This window comes from Amycolatopsis sp. A133 (assembly GCF_031082405.1).
GTDB lineage: Bacteria > Actinomycetota > Actinomycetes > Mycobacteriales > Pseudonocardiaceae > Amycolatopsis.
This window is the reverse complement of the sequence record NZ_JAVHJU010000062.1, coordinates 99370-114151: the sequence shown is the minus strand read 5'-3', so window position 1 is coordinate 114151 and position 14782 is coordinate 99370. Positions and strand designations below refer to the sequence as shown.

Genomic DNA, 14782 nt, shown 5'->3' with positions numbered 1-14782 from the left:
CGGGGTGGGCCTGCCCGGCTCACCCCGCCCCCGCCCGCCGGTCAGCAGGCCGTGTGGGTGTCCTCGCCCGTGTAGGACGACACCAGGTACTGCGTCGTCTGGCCGAGCAGGGCCGCGGCGCCCGCGGGCACGCACTTTTCGCCGACCAGGGTCTTGAAAGCGCCGCCGTAGGTCAGGGAATAGACCTTGATCTTCGTGGCGGCGGCGCCGCAGTTGCCCCAGTAGTAGTCACGCGCGTTCGGCCCGGCTGCCCCCTGCGTCGCGTAGTTGCCGCAGGTGACCGATTCCGCCGCCGCGGCCGTGCCCGCCGCGAAGGGCAAGGCCGTCACGGCGATCCCGAGCGCGACCGCCGCCGCAATGCGTTTCATGGTGAACCCCCGTTGTCCGGTGAACAGTGCGGCGCCCACGCTAGCGCTTTCCCGGAAACGGAAATCCCCTATTATTCCTAGGGGTTGACGGGGAGTGCACGCCGCGGGAACATCGAAACTTTCCGAAAGTTATTGCCCCACCACGGCCGTAGATCGCATGCTTTCGCCATCCTGGCTCGCCTGCCAGCCTCGACGAGGAGGAAGCATGCACACCAAGAACCGTGGTCGTTTCAGGGTCTTCGTCACCGGGGCGGCCCTCGCGCTCGCCGCCACGCTCGTCCCCGGGGTCGCCAAGGCCGACACCGTCATCACGACCAACCAGACCGGGAACAACAACGGGTACTACTACTCGTTCTGGACCGCCGGCGGCGGCTCGGTCTCCATGACGCTCGGTTCCGGCGGCAACTACCGGACGAACTGGAGCAACGTCAACAACTTCGTCGCCGGAAAGGGCTGGAGCAACGGAAGCCGGCGGACGGTGAACTACTCCGGCAGCTTCAACCCCTCCGGCAACAGCTACCTGGCCCTCTACGGCTGGACGTCCAACCCGCTCGTCGAGTACTACATCGTCGACAACTGGGGCAGCTGGCGCCCGACCGGGACGTACAAGGGCACCGTGACCAGCGACGGCGGCACCTACGACGTCTACCTGACGACCCGCTACAACGCGCCGTCCGTCGAGGGGACCAGGACGTTCGACCAGTACTGGAGCGTACGGCAGCAGCGGAGGACCGGCGGCAGCATCACGACCGGCAACCACTTCGACGCCTGGAGTCGCTACGGCATGCGGCTCGGCAGCTTCAACTACTACATGATCCTGGCGACCGAGGGCTACCAGAGCAGCGGCAACTCCAACATCACGGTGGGCTGACCATGCGCGCGTGGAGCACTCTCCTGGCCACGGCGGCCCTCGCCGTGGCGAGCACCATCGCCGTCACGCCGGCGCAAGCCGCGGCGTGCAACGGGTACGTCGGCCTGACCTTCGACGACGGGCCGTCGAACGCCCACACCCCGGCCCTGCTGAACGCGTTGCGGCAGAACGGGTTGCGGGCCACGATGTTCAACGAGGGCCAGTACGCGGCCGCGTACCCGGCCCAGGTCCGTGCCCAGGTGAGCGCGGGGATGTGGGTCGGCAACCACAGCTACACCCACCCGCACCTCACCCAGCAGAGCCAGGCCCAGGTGGATTCCGAGATTTCCCGGACCCAGCAGGCGATCGCGGCCGCGGGCGGCGGCACGCCCCGGCTGTTCCGGCCGCCGTACGGGGAAACGAACGCGACGGTCCAGTCGGTCGAGGCCAAGTACGGCCTGCGGCAGATCATCTGGGACGTCGACTCGGGAGACTGGAACAACGCGAGCGTCGACGCGATCGTCCAGGCCAACGCCCGGCTCTCGAACGGCCAGATCATCCTGATGCACGAATGGCCGAACAACACCCTTTCCGCCATTCCGAGGATCGCCCAGACGCTCGCTTCGCGCGGGCTCTGCGCGGGGATGATATCGCCGCAGACCGGGCGGGCGGTCGCCCCGGGCTGACGGTGTGGTGGCGCGGCGGTTGCACCCCGCCGCGCCACCTCCCCATCCTCCACAGTGGATCCTCCGGTGGGCTCGCGGTGGTAGCCTGCGTGCCGGTACCGGGAGGGGGATCATGGGGGAGCCGCGGGTGATCCGGGTCGTCGTGGCCGACGACCAGCAGGCCGTGCGCGAAGGCCTGGTCGCGCTGCTCAGTCTGCTCGACGACGTCGAAGTGGCCGGTTCGGCGGCCGACGGCGCGCAGGCGCTCGACCTCGTCCGGCGGCTCGACCGGCTCGACGCCGTGCTGATGGACCTCACCATGCCCGTCATGAGCGGGGTCGAAGCGACCCGGCGGATCGTCCGCGACCACCCGGACGTCGCCGTCCTGGTGCTGACGACCTACGCCGACGACGATTCGATCGCCGGCGCACTGGCCGCCGGGGCCCGCGGGTACCTGACGAAGGACGCGGGCCGCGGCGAGATCGGTGCCGCGCTGCGGGCCGTGGTCTCGGGACAGCTGACGTTCGGGGCCGACGTCTCGGGCCGGGTGGCGAGCGCGTTGTCCGGCCGGGGCGACCGGAAGGAGCGCCTGCCGGACGGGCTGACCGCGCGGGAGGCCGAGGTGCTCGGCCTGATCGCCGCCGGGCTGAGCAACGGCGAGATCGCGGCCGAGCTGGTCATCGGCGAGGCGACGGTGAAGACGCACATCAACAACGCGTTCGCCAAGATCGGCGTGCGCAACCGGATCGAGGCACTGCGTTACGCCGTGCAGCACGGCTTGGGCGGCGGCTTCACGGCTTAGTTCCCGTTTGGACAACGACTGTGCAACGACGGCGGCGGCCGGGTGTCGCGCGCCTCTAGCATCCGGCCAGGGGGTCCGGATGCGGCCCCGAACCGGGGGGATCCATGCGTTCGACCCTTGCGCGGAGGGTGTTCCGAGGCGTTGCCGGTACGGCCGTGGCCGGCTTGGTCCTGACCGGGACCTCGGCGTGTACGGTGCCCCACGATGCCGTCGCCGGCATCTCCGTGACCGACGACGGGCACCTGCTCGGGGTCATCCTCGTCTGCGGGCACCACATCGACGGCGCGACCCTTTACCACTCCGAAGGCCGCGGCGAAGTCGTCGACGAAGTGATCGCCCCCGGGTCGGTGCCGTCCGGTTCGTGGACGGCCGACCGCCCCCTCGAGTCCGGTCTCGCCACCTGGCCCCTGGAATCTCCCGCGGCGGGCTGGGGCACGGATACGCCGCTCGCCCCGCTCAGCGCCGAGACCACCTACACCTTCTTCGGCTGGACCCACGACAGTTCGTCGTCGGCGCAGGCCGTCGAATTCACCTTGGCCGACCGTGCCCGGCTCACCCCGGGAAAGGTCCTCCACTTCAACGGTGGCGAATCCGCGGCGGTCGTCCCGATGGCGGAGTTCCAGGCCGGCGCGTGCTCGACGCTGTGACGTCACCGTCCCAGTTTTTTGACGACGATCGCGACCACACCGAGCAGCAAGGCCAGCAGCAGAATTCCGCCGCCGATCACGGCGAACCGGAGTAACATGAAACCGAGCACTTCGTTCATGGCGTTCCTTTCCTGGTGATTCCCCCGGAAAGGAAGCTAGTGCGGCGCACGGGTGGAGCGGGACCACCCCGCGGTGGAGATCCGGGTGGATCACTCCGCGACGCGCGTGCGGCCGCACCAGGCGAACACCGGCACCTGGTCGCCGCTGCCGGTCGTGGTGAACTCGCCCGCGTGGGAAAAGTGCTCGTAGCCGGCGCCGAAGCTGACCTTCGCGACTTCGCCGATGCTGCCGACCGTCCATTCGCGGTGCCGTTCGACGAGCTCGGCCGGACCGCCGGAAAGCGTGACCTTGATCTTCGTCATGTTCGTTCTCCGTGGGTTCGCGGAAATCGGGAGTGTGGTCTTCGTCTCTCGACGATGCCCGGCGCTTCATTGCCGTGTCAAGATTTCCGGCTCCTATGTCGAAATGCCGGGAAATAGGGGTTGACAGTGATTCCGGCATGGGTTTTCCGGGTGGTGGGACAGGGGTTGCCGTCGCGCCCAAGGCAAGCTGCCGGTTAACTCGGACATTTCACCGGCCCGGCGACGGCCGGTCGGCTGCCGTTCGCGGAGCGTTCACTTCGGGCGCCTGCCCCCTTTACTTGCGGTGCCTAAGTTTCTCGGCGTGGACGCACCTTTGGCAGTGAGAGCCCGCGGGATCACCAAGTGCTTCGGCGACGTCGTCGCGCTCGACGGCGTCGACTTCGACGTGGCACCCGGGCAGATCCACGGCCTCGCCGGCCCGAACGGCGCCGGCAAGACGACGCTGCTCGGCCTGCTGCTGAGCCTGGCCGTCGCCGACGAAGGCGAGCTGGCGATCTTCGGTGGTCCCGCCGGGCTCGCCGGCGTCGCAGGGTTCGTGGACGGGCCCGGCCTCTACCCGTCGCTCACCGCCCGGCAGAACCTCGCCGCGCTGGCCGCGCTCGGCGGCCACCCCGCGGACCCCGGCGACGTCCTCGAGCAGGTCGGCCTGGCCGACGTCGCCGACGACCGGGTGCGCGGCTTTTCCCTCGGCATGCGCCAGCGGCTCGGCCTCGCCGCGGCCCTGCTCACCGAACCCCGGCTCCTGGTGCTCGACGAGCCGGCCAACGGCCTCGACCCCGCCGGCAACAAGCACGTCCACGACGTCCTGAGTCGCTTGGCGGCCGGCGGTACCACGGTGGTGCTGTCGAGCCACCGGATGGACGACCTCGAGGCGCTGTGCACGGAGGTGACGATCCTCGCGACCGGCCGGGTCGTCTTCACGGGCCCGCTCGCGAAGCTGTCGGCGGAGAACGGGGAGCTGGGCTACCGGCTGCGAACCTCGGATCCGGCGACCGCGCGGCGGGTGGTCGCGGAGACGCGGGGAGTCCGGCTCGCCGAGTCCCCGCGGGACGCCGAGGTGCTGGAGGTCCACGCGCAGGTGCCCGCCCTCGACGAACTGGTGCTGCGGCTGGCGGCGGAGGGGGTGGCGGTGCGCGAACTCGCGCCCGTGGTGTCGCCGCTCGAGGCGGCGTTCCTCACGCTGACCGGGCAGGAGGCCGGCCGGTGATCGCGTTCGTTTGCGTGGGGTTGGTGGCCGGTGGTTGCCGCTCCGAAGCGCGCGCCCTCGCCTTGACCGAGCAGGAGACCTCCCGATGACCACGACCGCCCCCACTCGTCCCGTTCCCCTCGTGCGGGCCTACCGCTTCGAGCTCGTCAAGCTCTTCGCCACCTGGCGCATCCGGCTCCTCGTCCTGGCCTGCTGGCTGGCCCCCGCCGTCTTCGTGGCCGCCGTGAGCGGGCAGAGCTCGCTGCCCGTCGACACGCTCTTCGGCCGGTGGATGAACGTCACCGGCTGGGCCGGGCCCCTCGTCATGCTCGGCTTTGCGGGCACCTACGCCCTTCCGCTGCTCACCTCCGTCGTCGCCGGGGATGTGTTCGCGGCCGAAGACCGGCTCGGGACCTGGCGGCACCTGCTGGTCGCCGTGCGGTCCGTCCGGCGGATCTTTGCCGCGAAAGCGCTTGCGAGCCTCACCGTTCTCCTCGTGCTCGTCGCCGGGATGGCCGTCTCCAGCACGGCCGGTGGCCTCCTCGTCGCGGGGAACCGGGCCCTCGCCGGCTTCGACGGCCACCTCCTCGCTCCCGGCGATGCGGCCACCAACGTCCTCCTCGCCTGGGTGAGCGTGCTCGCCCCGACCCTCGCCCTCGCCGCGATCGGGCTGCTCGGGTCCGTCCTCTGGGGACGGTCGCCGATGGGGCTGCTGCTGCCCGCCGTCGTCGCCCTCGCGATGGCGCTGGCCCAGCTGCTGCCGCTGCCCGTCGCCGTCCGGCTCGCCCTCCCCAGTTACGCCTTCATCGCGTGGAACGGCCTCTTCACCGACCCGGCCCAGCTGGGACCGCTGCTGATCGCCGTCGGAGTCAGCCTGGCGTGGGCGGTGGCCGCGACGGCACTCGCGTACCGGCTGTTCGTGCGCCGCGACTTCACCAACGCCGCCCACGACGGCGCGGAACACCGGGCGCGCACCGTTCTGCCCCTGGCCGGGCTCTTCGCCGCCACCGCCGGGATCGTCGCCGCGGTGACGCCCGCACCGGGGTCCGGGATCACGCAGGACAAGGTGCAGCAGTCGGTCGCCACGGCGTTCGCGCACCTCTACCGGCTGCAGACCGTGCAGCTGCACCGCCCCGACGTCACCGAAGCCCAGCTGGCGGCCACGGCCGCGTGCACCAAGGGCGACGGGCTGGTCGAGGCCGAAGGGCCCGGCAACGACTGGCGCTGCGTCGTCTCCTGGCACCTGCCCGGCGTCGCCGCCACCGGGTCGGCCATCTACCAGCTCGACCTCACCGCGGACGGGCGGTACGTCGCCGACGGCGACGGGCCGAAGGAAGTGAACGGCTACTTCCAGGTGCGGACCCCCGACGGGGACCAGCCCAACCCGCTCTGGCAGTTCGACGCAGGCGTCGAGCTGCTCACCACCACGAAGGGATGACCGATGCAGGTAACCCGCCACAGACGGCGCACCGGGAAGGGCCGGCCGAGGCACCGGTTCCGCTTCGCGACGGCCGGGTCCGTCACGCTCGTGCTGGTCGCCACCGGCGCCGGCGTCGGCGCCGCGTCGACGCGGCAGTTCGGCGAGGACCAGGTCGGCCAGGTCACCAAAAACGGCCAGGTCGTGGCCGCCGACCAGTACCTCGACCCGATCGGTGACCGGCTCGTCGTGCCCGGCGGCAAGATCATGGCGTCTTCGGTCAGCCCGGACGGCAGCCACCTCGCCGCGCTGACCACCGACGGCGGGATCGCGCTCACCGTCGTCGACCTCAAGAGCTGGCGGGTGCAGCAGCTCGTCGGCAACTCCGCGACGGCGAACCTGCGCATCGCCGGCAACGACGTCGGCCAGGAAGGCCCGTCGTACTCGCCGGACGGCAAGACGCTGTGGCTGGCCCAGACCGACGGCTACACGCGGTTCACGGTGAACCCGGACGGCACGGTCGCGGCCCCGGTGCCGGTCAAGATCCCGGCGGACGGCCCGAAGCACGCGTTGGTGGCACAGGCGGTCTTCTCGCCCGACGGGTCCACTGTGTACTCCGCGGTGAACGGCCAGAACCGGGTCGTCGCCCTCGACGCGGCGACCGGCGCGATCAAGCAGAGCTGGGCCGTCGGCAACGCCCCGCGTGACCTGGTCCGCGTCGGGAACAAGCTGTACGTCAGCAACGAAGGCGGACATCCGGCGCGGCCCGGCGAGCCGACGCTGAACTCCTACAACACCCAGGTGCCGGCCAGCCCGTTCACCGGCGCCACCACCAGCGGCACGGTCAGCGTCGTCGACCTGGCCAGCCCGGCCGCCGCGCCGAAGAGTATCGACGTCGGCCTGCACCCGACGGCGGTGTACTTCAAGAACGGCGCGCTGTTCGTCACCAACACCGCGAGCAACACCGTCTCGGTCATCGACACCGGCCGCGACCAGGTGGTTCAGACCATCACGACCCAGCCGTGGCCGGAGGCGACGGTCGGGTACGAGCCCGACGGCGTCACCCTCACCGCCGACGGGCACCTGCTGGTGACGCTCGGGCGCGCCAACGCCGTCGCCGTCTACCGCTTCAGCCGGGCGCAGGAGCCGGTGAGCTACGTCGGCCTGCTGCCGACGGACTACTTCCCGACGGCGATCACCACGGCCGGCCCGGACGTCCTGGTCTCCAACACCCGCGGCATCGACGCCCGCCGCCCGACCACGGCGGCCGGGCACGGCACCCACGACACTACGTCGAGCCTGCAGAAGTTCCGGCTGCCCGCCGATCCCGCGATCCGCGGGTACACGGCCGAGGTCTTCCGGCAGAACGGCTGGACGCCCGGCTCGGTCCAGGTGGCCCACGGCAACGGTCACCGCAAGCCGGTGCCGGTCCCGCAGCGGCTCGGCGACCCGTCGACGATCAAGCACGTCTTCCTGCTGGTCAAGGAGAACCGGACCTACGACCAGCTCTTCGGCGACGAGCCCCGCGGCAACGGCGACCCGTCGGTCGCCCAGTTCGGCGAGAACGTCACGCCGAACCAGCACGCGCTGGAACGGCAGTTCGGGTTGTACGACAACACCTACGACATCGGCACGAACTCCGCCGAGGGCCACAACTGGCTCATGCAGGCCGACAACCCCGAGTACACCGAGTCGTCGGCGGGGGAGTACCTGCGCAGCTACGACACCGAAGACGACGCCCTCGGCCACCAGAGCTCCGGGTTCCTCTGGACCGGCGCCCAGGCGGCGGGCAAGTCGGTGCGCGACTTCGGCGAGTTCCAGCAGTTCCTGACCAAACCGGCCGGGGCGAGCTGGCAGAACCTCTACTGCGACGCCAAGAACATGGCGGCGACCGGCGAGCCGAGCGCCTACCCGCTGGTGTCGTCCTCGCCGATCCCGTCGCTGAACGACGTTTCGGTGCCGGGCTTCCCCAAGTTCGACACCGCGGTGCCGGACGTCTACCGGTACCAGATCTGGAAGGACGACTTCGAGAAGCACGGGCCGGCGAACCTCAACATGTTCTGGCTGTCCAGCGACCACACCGGCGGCCCGCCGAACGCGGCCGCCCAGGTCGCCGACAACGACCTCGCGGTCGGCAAGATCGTCGAGGAGATCTCGCACAGCCCGTACTGGAAGGACTCGGCGATCTTCGTCGCCGAGGACGACTCGCAGGCCGGCCTGGACCACGTCGACGGCCACCGGGCGCCGGTGCAGATCATCAGCCCGTACGCCCAGCGCGGCGTCGTCGACAGCCACTACTACTCGCAGATCACGATGATCCGCACGATCGAGCAGATCCTCGGGATCCACCCGATGAACCAGAAGGACAGCGCGGCGACGCCGATGAGCGCGGCCTTCACGCCGAAGCCGGACTACACGCCGTTCACCGCGGTCCCCAACCGGACCTCGTTGACGGCGGGCCTGGCGACCCAGCCGTCCTGCGGCGCGGACACCCCCGCGCCACCGGACCCGGCGGCGCCGGTGCCGTCGTCGGCGGTGCCGTCGGACCAGCAGCAGGTGGCGGCGCAATGGCAGGAGTGGACGACGCACCAGCGCCTGACCGGCCCCGACGCCGTCGCCGACTACGCCAACCCCGCGCAGATGAACCACTTCACGTGGTACCAGACGCACGGGTGGCGGCTGCCCTACCCGGGGGAGAACCAGGTGTACACCCCGGAGCAGGTGCCGGGCGCCTCCCTGCCGTCCCCGGAATCGGACGGCTGACCGCCTGACGGCGAAGTCGCGAATGAGTCATTGGGGACGTCAGCGGTCTCCGATGACTCATTCGCGACGGGGAACCGGTGCCGTTCGCGCGGGGAACTCAGCGGGCGGGCCGGAGGTGTTCGGGGCGCCAGTGCCGTCCCCGCCGCGGGGTGCGCCAGTGCCGTCCTCGCCACGGGCGGACCGGGCCGCGGGCGGCGAGGAACGCCGGCTGGTGCTCGGCGAAGCGGTCCGCCGTGATGCCCATCAGCACCGGGTAGCGGATCTCGCCGCGGCGCAGTTCCGTGTCCCGCGGGCGGCCCTCTTCGCGGAAGCCCAGCTCTCCGTGCAGCGCCAGTGAGGCGAAGTTGCTGCCGTTGATGCTGACCTCGCACTTGTGGTAGCGCCGCACCTCGAACATGAACGCCAGCAGCACGGTGACGGCGTCGGCGGCGTACCCGCAGCGGCGGTACGGCGGCCCGATCCCGATGCCGTAGCTGAAGCGGCCGGAGGCCGGGTCGGCCTGGATCCAGATCGACCCGACCAGCGTCCGGTTGTGCAGCGTTTCGATCGCGAAGTGGAAGTCGTCACCGGAACCGTCGGCCGCGCCCCGGTGGGTCGCCCAGTGGCGGTAGCCGCCGACCTGGGGGCCGGAGTCGCGGTCGAACCCGATCAGGGCGCGGTGGTCCGCCGGGCGGACCTCCCGCAACCGCACCTTCCACCCCGCCCAGCTCATCGGCGATGATGGTACAGCCCGATCACCAGTAGCCGGATCACCAATAGCACTGGGTGGTCATGTCGTCGAGCCGGACGAACCGGGACGAGCCGTTCGCCCCCACGATGGCCTTGACGAACACCGGGTTGACGCCGTTGAGGTTCCACCGCGCGGTGTTGACCGCCTGGTACGCGCCGCTGCCGTTGAGCCACGGGTAGGTGCTGGACAGCAGGTGCCCGTTGGCGTCCCAGATTTCGATGCCGACCTGCGCCCCGCCGGCCGTCTGCATGTAGAACTGCGAAGCGCACTGGGCGGTGCGCGGCACCGAGTTCGTGGGCACCCAGAAGCCCTCGAACGCCCAGCCGTTGGAGGCGAACAGCCAGCCGTTGTTCCGGCCGGAGCGGGCGGTCCCGGCCCCGATGTCGAACCCGGCCGAAGCGGAACCGCCGGTCGCCACCAGCCACGACGACTGCGGGTTGACCTCGAACCCGTCCTGCACCTGCGACAGGGAGGCGTGCGCCACCCCGGACGTGACGGTCAGCAGCGCGGCGGACAACGCGGCGGCGGCGGTGACCCCGCCCAGCCGGCGCAAGAGCCGGTTTCTTCCCCCGGAAAACGTGGTGTTCATGGTGGTCCCTTCCTCGATTCGTAGCACCTACACACACCGAGCGGGAAGGGACCGGCGGTGATACATCCGGTATCGAGGGGGCCGGCGGGGGCGAGGCGCAACGGCCTCGACCGGCCCGCGCCTGGTACTGGGCCACGCTCGAGGTGTTCGACGACCCCGGCGTCCGCCGGCGCCTCCTGCCGCCGCTCACCCTCGATCCGGCCGCGTACCCCGCCGAACTGCACCGCGTCGAGCTCCAGGTGGCCGAGCCGGACGCCTGAGGTGTCACAAGCTCCGCCCCGCCGGTGTCTTGAGGTCGTTCCACCCGACGAAGACAGTGAGGACGAAGCCATGGAATCCCGCATCGACCTGTTCAGCACCGAGACCGGCTCCCGGCTCGGCAAGCGGTTCGCCAACCTCGGGCAGGTCATCGACTCCTCGTCGCTGCCGAAGCTCACCCGGGAGCTGGTCAGCCTGCGGGCCAGCCAGATCAACGGGTGCGGCTGGTGCCTCGACATGCACGCCAAGGAGGCCGCGGCGGCCGGGGAGTCGGCGGTCCGGCTCGCTCTCGTCGCCGCGTGGCGGGAGTCGACGGTGTTCACCGAGGCCGAGCGGGCCGCGCTCGCCTTGGCCGAGGAGGGCACCCGCCTCGCCGACGCCGCCGATGGCGTGTCCGACGAGACGTGGGCCCGGGTGCGCGAGCACTACGACGACGAGCAGGTCGCCGCGTTGGTCGCGCTGGTCGCGCTGATGAACGCCGCCAACCGGCTCGCCGTGATCGTGCACCAGAAGGGCGGCTCCTACGAGCCCGGGATGTTCGCCGCCTTCGCCGAACGCGGCTGAGCGGGACGCTTGAGCAGGGTGGCCAGGACGGTGCCGAGCACGACCGCCGGGGTGATCGCGAGGAAGGCGCCCCCGATGTGCCCGGCCACGTCCTCGCCCAGCAGGCTGCCGAAGACGGCGACCCCGAACGCGGCGCCGATCGACCGGGCGAAGGTGACCACCGCGCTGGCGGCCCCGATGTCGGACTGCGCCACCGCGTTCTGCGCCGCCGTCAGCGCCACCATCGGGACCATGCCGATCCCGATGCCCATGACGGCGAAACAGGCGATCAGCGCGAGCTGCGCCGTTCCCGGGGCGAGGGTGCTCAGCAGGAGCAGCCCGGCGACGTTCACCGCCATGCCGGTCACGAGGACGACCCGCAGGCGGGCCGGGTTCGCGACCCACCGCCCGGCGAGCGACTGGCTGACGACCAGGCCGAGCACCAGCGGCAGCAGGTGCACACCGGAGAGCGTCGCCGAGACGCCGTCGACGACCTGCAGGTACGTGGGCAGGTAGATCAGGGCGCTGAACATCGCGACGTTGGCGATGAACCCGACGAGCGCGGTGATGACGACCGTGCGGGAGGCGAACATCGCCGGCGGGAGCACCGGTGCCGCGGCGCGGCGCTCGACCGGGACCACGAGCCCGATGAGGACGAGCGCCGTGGCCGCGAGCGCCAGTGTCCCCGGTGACGTCCAGCCCCAGCGCGGTCCGAAGGAGGTGATCAGGACCAGTGCGGTGGCCGCGCCGGCGAGCAGCAGCGCGCCGGCGTAGTCGATGCGCGCGCGTTGCGGCGACCGGACGGTGACGGGCAGGGCCCGCGCCGCGAGGACCAGGGCCACCAGCCCGACCGGCACGTTGATCAGGAAGGCCCACCGCCACGAGAGGTGGTCGGTGAACAGGCCGCCGAGCAGCGGCCCGGCGATGCCGGCGACGCCGTACACCGAGCCGAACCGGCCCTGGTAGCGCCCGCGCTCGGCGGGCTCGGCGATGTCGCCGACGAGCGCGAAGGTCAGCACGATCATCCCGCCGCCGGCCAGGCCCTGCAGGGCGCGGGCGGCGATCAGCTGGGGCAGGTCCTGCGCCAGCCCGCACAGCGCGGACGCGACCAGGAACGCCGTCGTGGCCACCAGGTAGAGGCGCTTGCGCCCCAGCATGTCGCCGAGCTTGCCCCACAGCGGGGTGGCGGCGGTCGAGGCGAGCAGGTAGGACGCGGTGATCCAGGCGATGTCGCGGAACCCGCCCAGGTCACCGGCGATGCGGGGCAGGGCGGTGGCGACGATGGTCTGGTCCAGCGCGGCCAGCAGGACGGCGAGGACCAGCGCCGTCATCGCCGGCCGCACCGCCGGTCCGAGGGGGACTTCGATGCTCATTTCGCTTCCGGAACGGTGATGGTCTTGTATTCGGTGTAGGTGCCGAGCCCGACGGTGCCGTACTCGCGCCCGAGGCCGCTGGCCTTGAAGCCGCCGAACGGGCCGTCGAAGCCGATCGGCGCGCCGTTGACCGTGATGGTGCCGGTGCGCACGCGGCGGGCGACGGCGAGCGCGTGCGCGGGGTCGGCCGACCACACCCCGCCGGACAGGCCGTACTCGGAGTCGTTGGCGATCCGGACCGCGTCGGCTTCGTCGTCGTAGGCGATGACGACCAGGACCGGGCCGAAGATCTCCTCCTGCGCGATGCGCATCGAGTTGTCGACGTCGGCGAACAGCGTCGGCGTGACGTAGTTGCCCTTCTCCAGCCCCGCCGGGACTTCCGGGCCGCCGGTGACGAGCCGCGCGCCTTCTTCGACGCCGAGGCGGATGTAGTCGAGGACGCGCTGCTGCTGGCCGGGGCGGATCATCGGGCCGATGAACGTCCGGTCGTCGGCCGGGTCGCCGACACCCAGGGACTCGACCAGCTCCTTGAGGCCCGCGACGACTTCTTCGTAGCGGCTGCGCGGCGCGAGGATGCGCGTCTGCGCGATGCACGATTCGGCGTTGTTGAGCAGGGAACCGAACTTCACGCCCTGGATCGCCGCGCCGAGGTCGGCGTCGGGCAGGATGATCATGGCCGACTTGCCGCCGAGTTCCAGGCTGACCCGCTTGAGCTGCTCCCCGGCGAGCGAGGCGATGCGGCGCCCGGCGCGGGTGGAGCCGGTGAAGGCGATCTTGTCCACTCCACTGTGCTTGACCAGGTACTCGCTGGTCTCGCGGTCGGCCGGCAGGACGCTGATGACGCCCTCGGGCAGGCCGGCCTCGGCGAGCAGTTCCGCGAGGAGGTTCATGCTCAGCGTGTTCTCGGGCGAGACCTTGAGGACGACGGTGTTGCCGGCGAGCAGCGCGGGGATGATCTTGGCGGACGCCGAGGAGAACGGCGAGTTCCACGGGATGATCGCGGCGACCACGCCGATCGCCTCCCGGCGCACGACCGACCGGAACGGCGCGGCGGGGTCCGACGGGGCCAGGGTCTCCTCCCAGCCGAACTCCCCGGCCGCCTTCAGGTAGGCGTTGGCCTGCCGGGTCAGCCCGGGCTGACCCGCCTTCGTGAACCACAGCGCCGAACCGTTCTCCGCGGAGATGAGCGCGGCGATCTCCTCCGCGCGCTTCTCGCGCAGACCGGCCAGCTTGCGGACCACCGCGATGCGCTCCGCGGGCGAGGTGTGCGGCCACGGGCCTTCGTCGAAGGCCTTCCGGGCCGCCGCGACGGCGCGGTCGACGTCGGCGGGCAGCGCCTGCGCGGCGCGGCCGATGACCGCGTTGTCGTGCGGGGAACGGATGTCCAGCAGCTCGGTGCTGCTCGGGGTGGTCCACTCGCCGCCGATGAAGAGTTCTTCGTAGGTGATCACTGGCTGCCTCCTGGGGTCTTAACTGCCACATCAACGTAGCAGTTGTGCCGACTAGAGCGCGCAGATGTGAGTCACTCCACAGAGGCAAGAGCGCGCTGGAGTGTCTCAATGCTGTGGCGGTTAGTCCTGTACGGTGAGGGAGTGAGAGCTGACGCCGCGCGCAACCTGGAACTGCTGCTGACGACGGGCGCCCGCATGCTCGCCGAAGATCCCGCGACGAGCATCGCGGCGATCGCGGCGGAGGCCGGCGTCGACCGCCGGACCGTCTACCGCCGCTTCACGGGCCGCGAGGAGCTGCTGGCGGCGGTGTACCAGGCCCGCCTGGACGCGATCGAGGCGGCGATCGAGGCGGCCCGGCTGAGGGAGGCGCCGGTGCCGGTGGCCCTGCACCGGTACGTCGAAGGGATCGTCGGCGTGAACCGCACCTGGCCGACCGAGGTGAGCCGGATGCGCTCGGACCCGGAGATCTGGGCGCGGCGCCTGCGCGCGGTCGAGGAGGTGGACCGGTTCATCCAGCGGGCCACCGACGAAGGCTTCCTCCGGCCGGGCCTGCCCGAGCGCTGGCCGGGCAACGTGCTGGGCCGGCTGGTGCACCTGTCCACGCGCGAACTGCCCGGCCTGAGCGACGCGCAGGCCGCCGACGTCATCGTCGACACGTTCCTGCGCGCCTTCGGCAAGGGCGACGCGGGCTAGGAGCGCCCAGCCGCCGCGTACTCAG

15 protein-coding genes are annotated in these 14782 nt (G+C 71.1%); 9 read left to right on the top strand and 6 right to left on the bottom strand.

Translation table 11 applies throughout. The annotated features are described in order from the left end of the window. Nucleotides 1-41: 41 nt before the first annotated feature. Nucleotides 42-368, bottom strand: a complete 327-nt coding sequence (locus Q5425_RS37775) for a hypothetical protein (RefSeq protein WP_308677196.1) — start codon at nt 366-368, stop codon at nt 42-44. Between the two features lie 205 nt (nt 369-573). On the opposite strand from Q5425_RS37775, the gene Q5425_RS37770 reads away from it, so the two are divergent. The 4 genes from Q5425_RS37770 (at nt 574) to Q5425_RS37755 (ending at nt 3332) form a co-directional block, all read left to right on the top strand. Then, nucleotides 574-1239, top strand: coding sequence for a glycoside hydrolase family 11 protein (locus Q5425_RS37770; protein ID WP_308677195.1), 666 nt, complete (start codon nt 574-576; stop codon nt 1237-1239). Between the two features lie 2 nt (nt 1240-1241). Beyond that, entirely contained in the window at nt 1242-1904 is a 663-nt protein-coding gene (locus Q5425_RS37765) for a polysaccharide deacetylase family protein (protein ID WP_308677194.1), read from the top strand. A gap of 112 nt (nt 1905-2016) precedes the next feature. Then, nucleotides 2017-2685 carry a response regulator transcription factor gene (locus tag Q5425_RS37760; protein ID WP_308677193.1) on the top strand — a complete coding sequence of 223 codons (669 nt, stop codon included), beginning with the start codon at nt 2017-2019 and terminating at the stop codon, nt 2683-2685. Nucleotides 2686-2840: 155 nt separating this feature from the next. Then, complete coding sequence (locus Q5425_RS37755; protein ID WP_308677192.1) at nt 2841-3332, top strand: hypothetical protein; 492 nt, start codon at nt 2841-2843, stop codon at nt 3330-3332. 209 nt (nt 3333-3541) lie between these two features. Here Q5425_RS37755 and Q5425_RS37750 read toward each other — a convergent pair whose 3' ends face one another. Beyond that, nucleotides 3542-3754 carry a DUF5988 family protein gene (locus Q5425_RS37750; RefSeq protein WP_308677191.1) on the bottom strand — a complete coding sequence of 71 codons (213 nt, stop codon included), beginning with the start codon at nt 3752-3754 and terminating at the stop codon, nt 3542-3544. Nucleotides 3755-4073: 319 nt separating this feature from the next. Between Q5425_RS37750 and Q5425_RS37745 the strand changes: the two genes are divergently transcribed. From Q5425_RS37745 to Q5425_RS37735, 3 genes are all read left to right on the top strand, one after another. Then, the gene (locus tag Q5425_RS37745) at nt 4074-4961 is read left to right on the top strand and encodes an ABC transporter ATP-binding protein (protein ID WP_308677275.1); all 888 of its coding nucleotides are present in this window, start codon (nt 4074-4076) and stop codon (nt 4959-4961) included. Between the two features lie 85 nt (nt 4962-5046). Continuing rightward, nucleotides 5047-6378, top strand: coding sequence for an ABC transporter permease (locus tag Q5425_RS37740; RefSeq protein WP_308677190.1), 1332 nt, complete (start codon nt 5047-5049; stop codon nt 6376-6378). Between the two features lie 3 nt (nt 6379-6381). After that, nucleotides 6382-9120 carry an alkaline phosphatase family protein gene (locus tag Q5425_RS37735; RefSeq protein WP_308677189.1) on the top strand — a complete coding sequence of 913 codons (2739 nt, stop codon included), beginning with the start codon at nt 6382-6384 and terminating at the stop codon, nt 9118-9120. A gap of 97 nt (nt 9121-9217) precedes the next feature. On the opposite strand, the gene Q5425_RS37730 is transcribed toward Q5425_RS37735, so the two are convergent. Together Q5425_RS37730 and Q5425_RS37725 are read right to left on the bottom strand one after the other, a co-directional pair. Continuing rightward, nucleotides 9218-9832: a GNAT family N-acetyltransferase gene (locus Q5425_RS37730; protein ID WP_308677188.1), complete on the bottom strand. Its 615-nt coding sequence runs from the start codon at nt 9830-9832 to the stop codon at nt 9218-9220. 37 nt (nt 9833-9869) lie between these two features. Continuing rightward, nucleotides 9870-10439, bottom strand: a complete 570-nt coding sequence (locus Q5425_RS37725; RefSeq protein WP_308677187.1) for a hypothetical protein — start codon at nt 10437-10439, stop codon at nt 9870-9872. A gap of 330 nt (nt 10440-10769) precedes the next feature. Here Q5425_RS37725 and Q5425_RS37720 point away from each other — a divergent pair, with 330 nt between their 5' ends. Further along, the gene (locus Q5425_RS37720; protein WP_308677186.1) at nt 10770-11261 is read left to right on the top strand and encodes a carboxymuconolactone decarboxylase family protein; all 492 of its coding nucleotides are present in this window, start codon (nt 10770-10772) and stop codon (nt 11259-11261) included. On the opposite strand, the gene Q5425_RS37715 is transcribed toward Q5425_RS37720, so the two are convergent. Next, nucleotides 11219-12613, bottom strand: a complete 1395-nt coding sequence (locus tag Q5425_RS37715; RefSeq protein ID WP_308677185.1) for an MDR family MFS transporter — start codon at nt 12611-12613, stop codon at nt 11219-11221. The two genes, Q5425_RS37720 and Q5425_RS37715, sit on opposite strands and share 43 nt — an antisense overlap. Continuing rightward, nucleotides 12610-14064 (bottom strand): aldehyde dehydrogenase, encoded by a 1455-nt coding sequence (locus Q5425_RS37710; protein WP_308677184.1) that lies wholly within the window; start codon nt 14062-14064, stop codon nt 12610-12612. The genes Q5425_RS37715 and Q5425_RS37710 overlap by 4 nt, the downstream gene beginning before the upstream one ends. Nucleotides 14065-14205: 141 nt before the next feature. Here Q5425_RS37710 and Q5425_RS37705 point away from each other — a divergent pair, with 141 nt between their 5' ends. Continuing rightward, complete coding sequence (locus Q5425_RS37705) at nt 14206-14757, top strand: helix-turn-helix domain-containing protein (protein WP_308677183.1); 552 nt, start codon at nt 14206-14208, stop codon at nt 14755-14757. The last annotated feature ends 25 nt before the right edge of the window (nt 14758-14782 follow it).

Bases quoted from the DNA above. Each gene is read 5' to 3' on its own strand.
- Q5425_RS37775 (WP_308677196.1), bottom strand. From the start codon at position 368: ATGAAACGCATTGCGGCGGCGGTCGCGCTCGGGATCGCCGTGACGGCC.
- Q5425_RS37770 (WP_308677195.1), top strand. From the start codon at position 574: ATGCACACCAAGAACCGTGGTCGTTTCAGGGTCTTCGTCACCGGGGCG.
- Q5425_RS37765 (WP_308677194.1), top strand. From the start codon at position 1,242: ATGCGCGCGTGGAGCACTCTCCTGGCCACGGCGGCCCTCGCCGTGGCG.
- Q5425_RS37760 (WP_308677193.1), top strand. From the start codon at position 2,017: ATGGGGGAGCCGCGGGTGATCCGGGTCGTCGTGGCCGACGACCAGCAG.
- Q5425_RS37750 (WP_308677191.1), bottom strand. From the start codon at position 3,754: ATGACGAAGATCAAGGTCACGCTTTCCGGCGGTCCGGCCGAGCTCGTC.
- Q5425_RS37740 (WP_308677190.1), top strand. From the start codon at position 5,047: ATGACCACGACCGCCCCCACTCGTCCCGTTCCCCTCGTGCGGGCCTAC.
- Q5425_RS37735 (WP_308677189.1), top strand. From the start codon at position 6,382: ATGCAGGTAACCCGCCACAGACGGCGCACCGGGAAGGGCCGGCCGAGG.
- Q5425_RS37730 (WP_308677188.1), bottom strand. From the start codon at position 9,832: ATGAGCTGGGCGGGGTGGAAGGTGCGGTTGCGGGAGGTCCGCCCGGCG.
- Q5425_RS37725 (WP_308677187.1), bottom strand. From the start codon at position 10,439: ATGAACACCACGTTTTCCGGGGGAAGAAACCGGCTCTTGCGCCGGCTG.
- Q5425_RS37720 (WP_308677186.1), top strand. From the start codon at position 10,770: ATGGAATCCCGCATCGACCTGTTCAGCACCGAGACCGGCTCCCGGCTC.
- Q5425_RS37715 (WP_308677185.1), bottom strand. From the start codon at position 12,613: ATGAGCATCGAAGTCCCCCTCGGACCGGCGGTGCGGCCGGCGATGACG.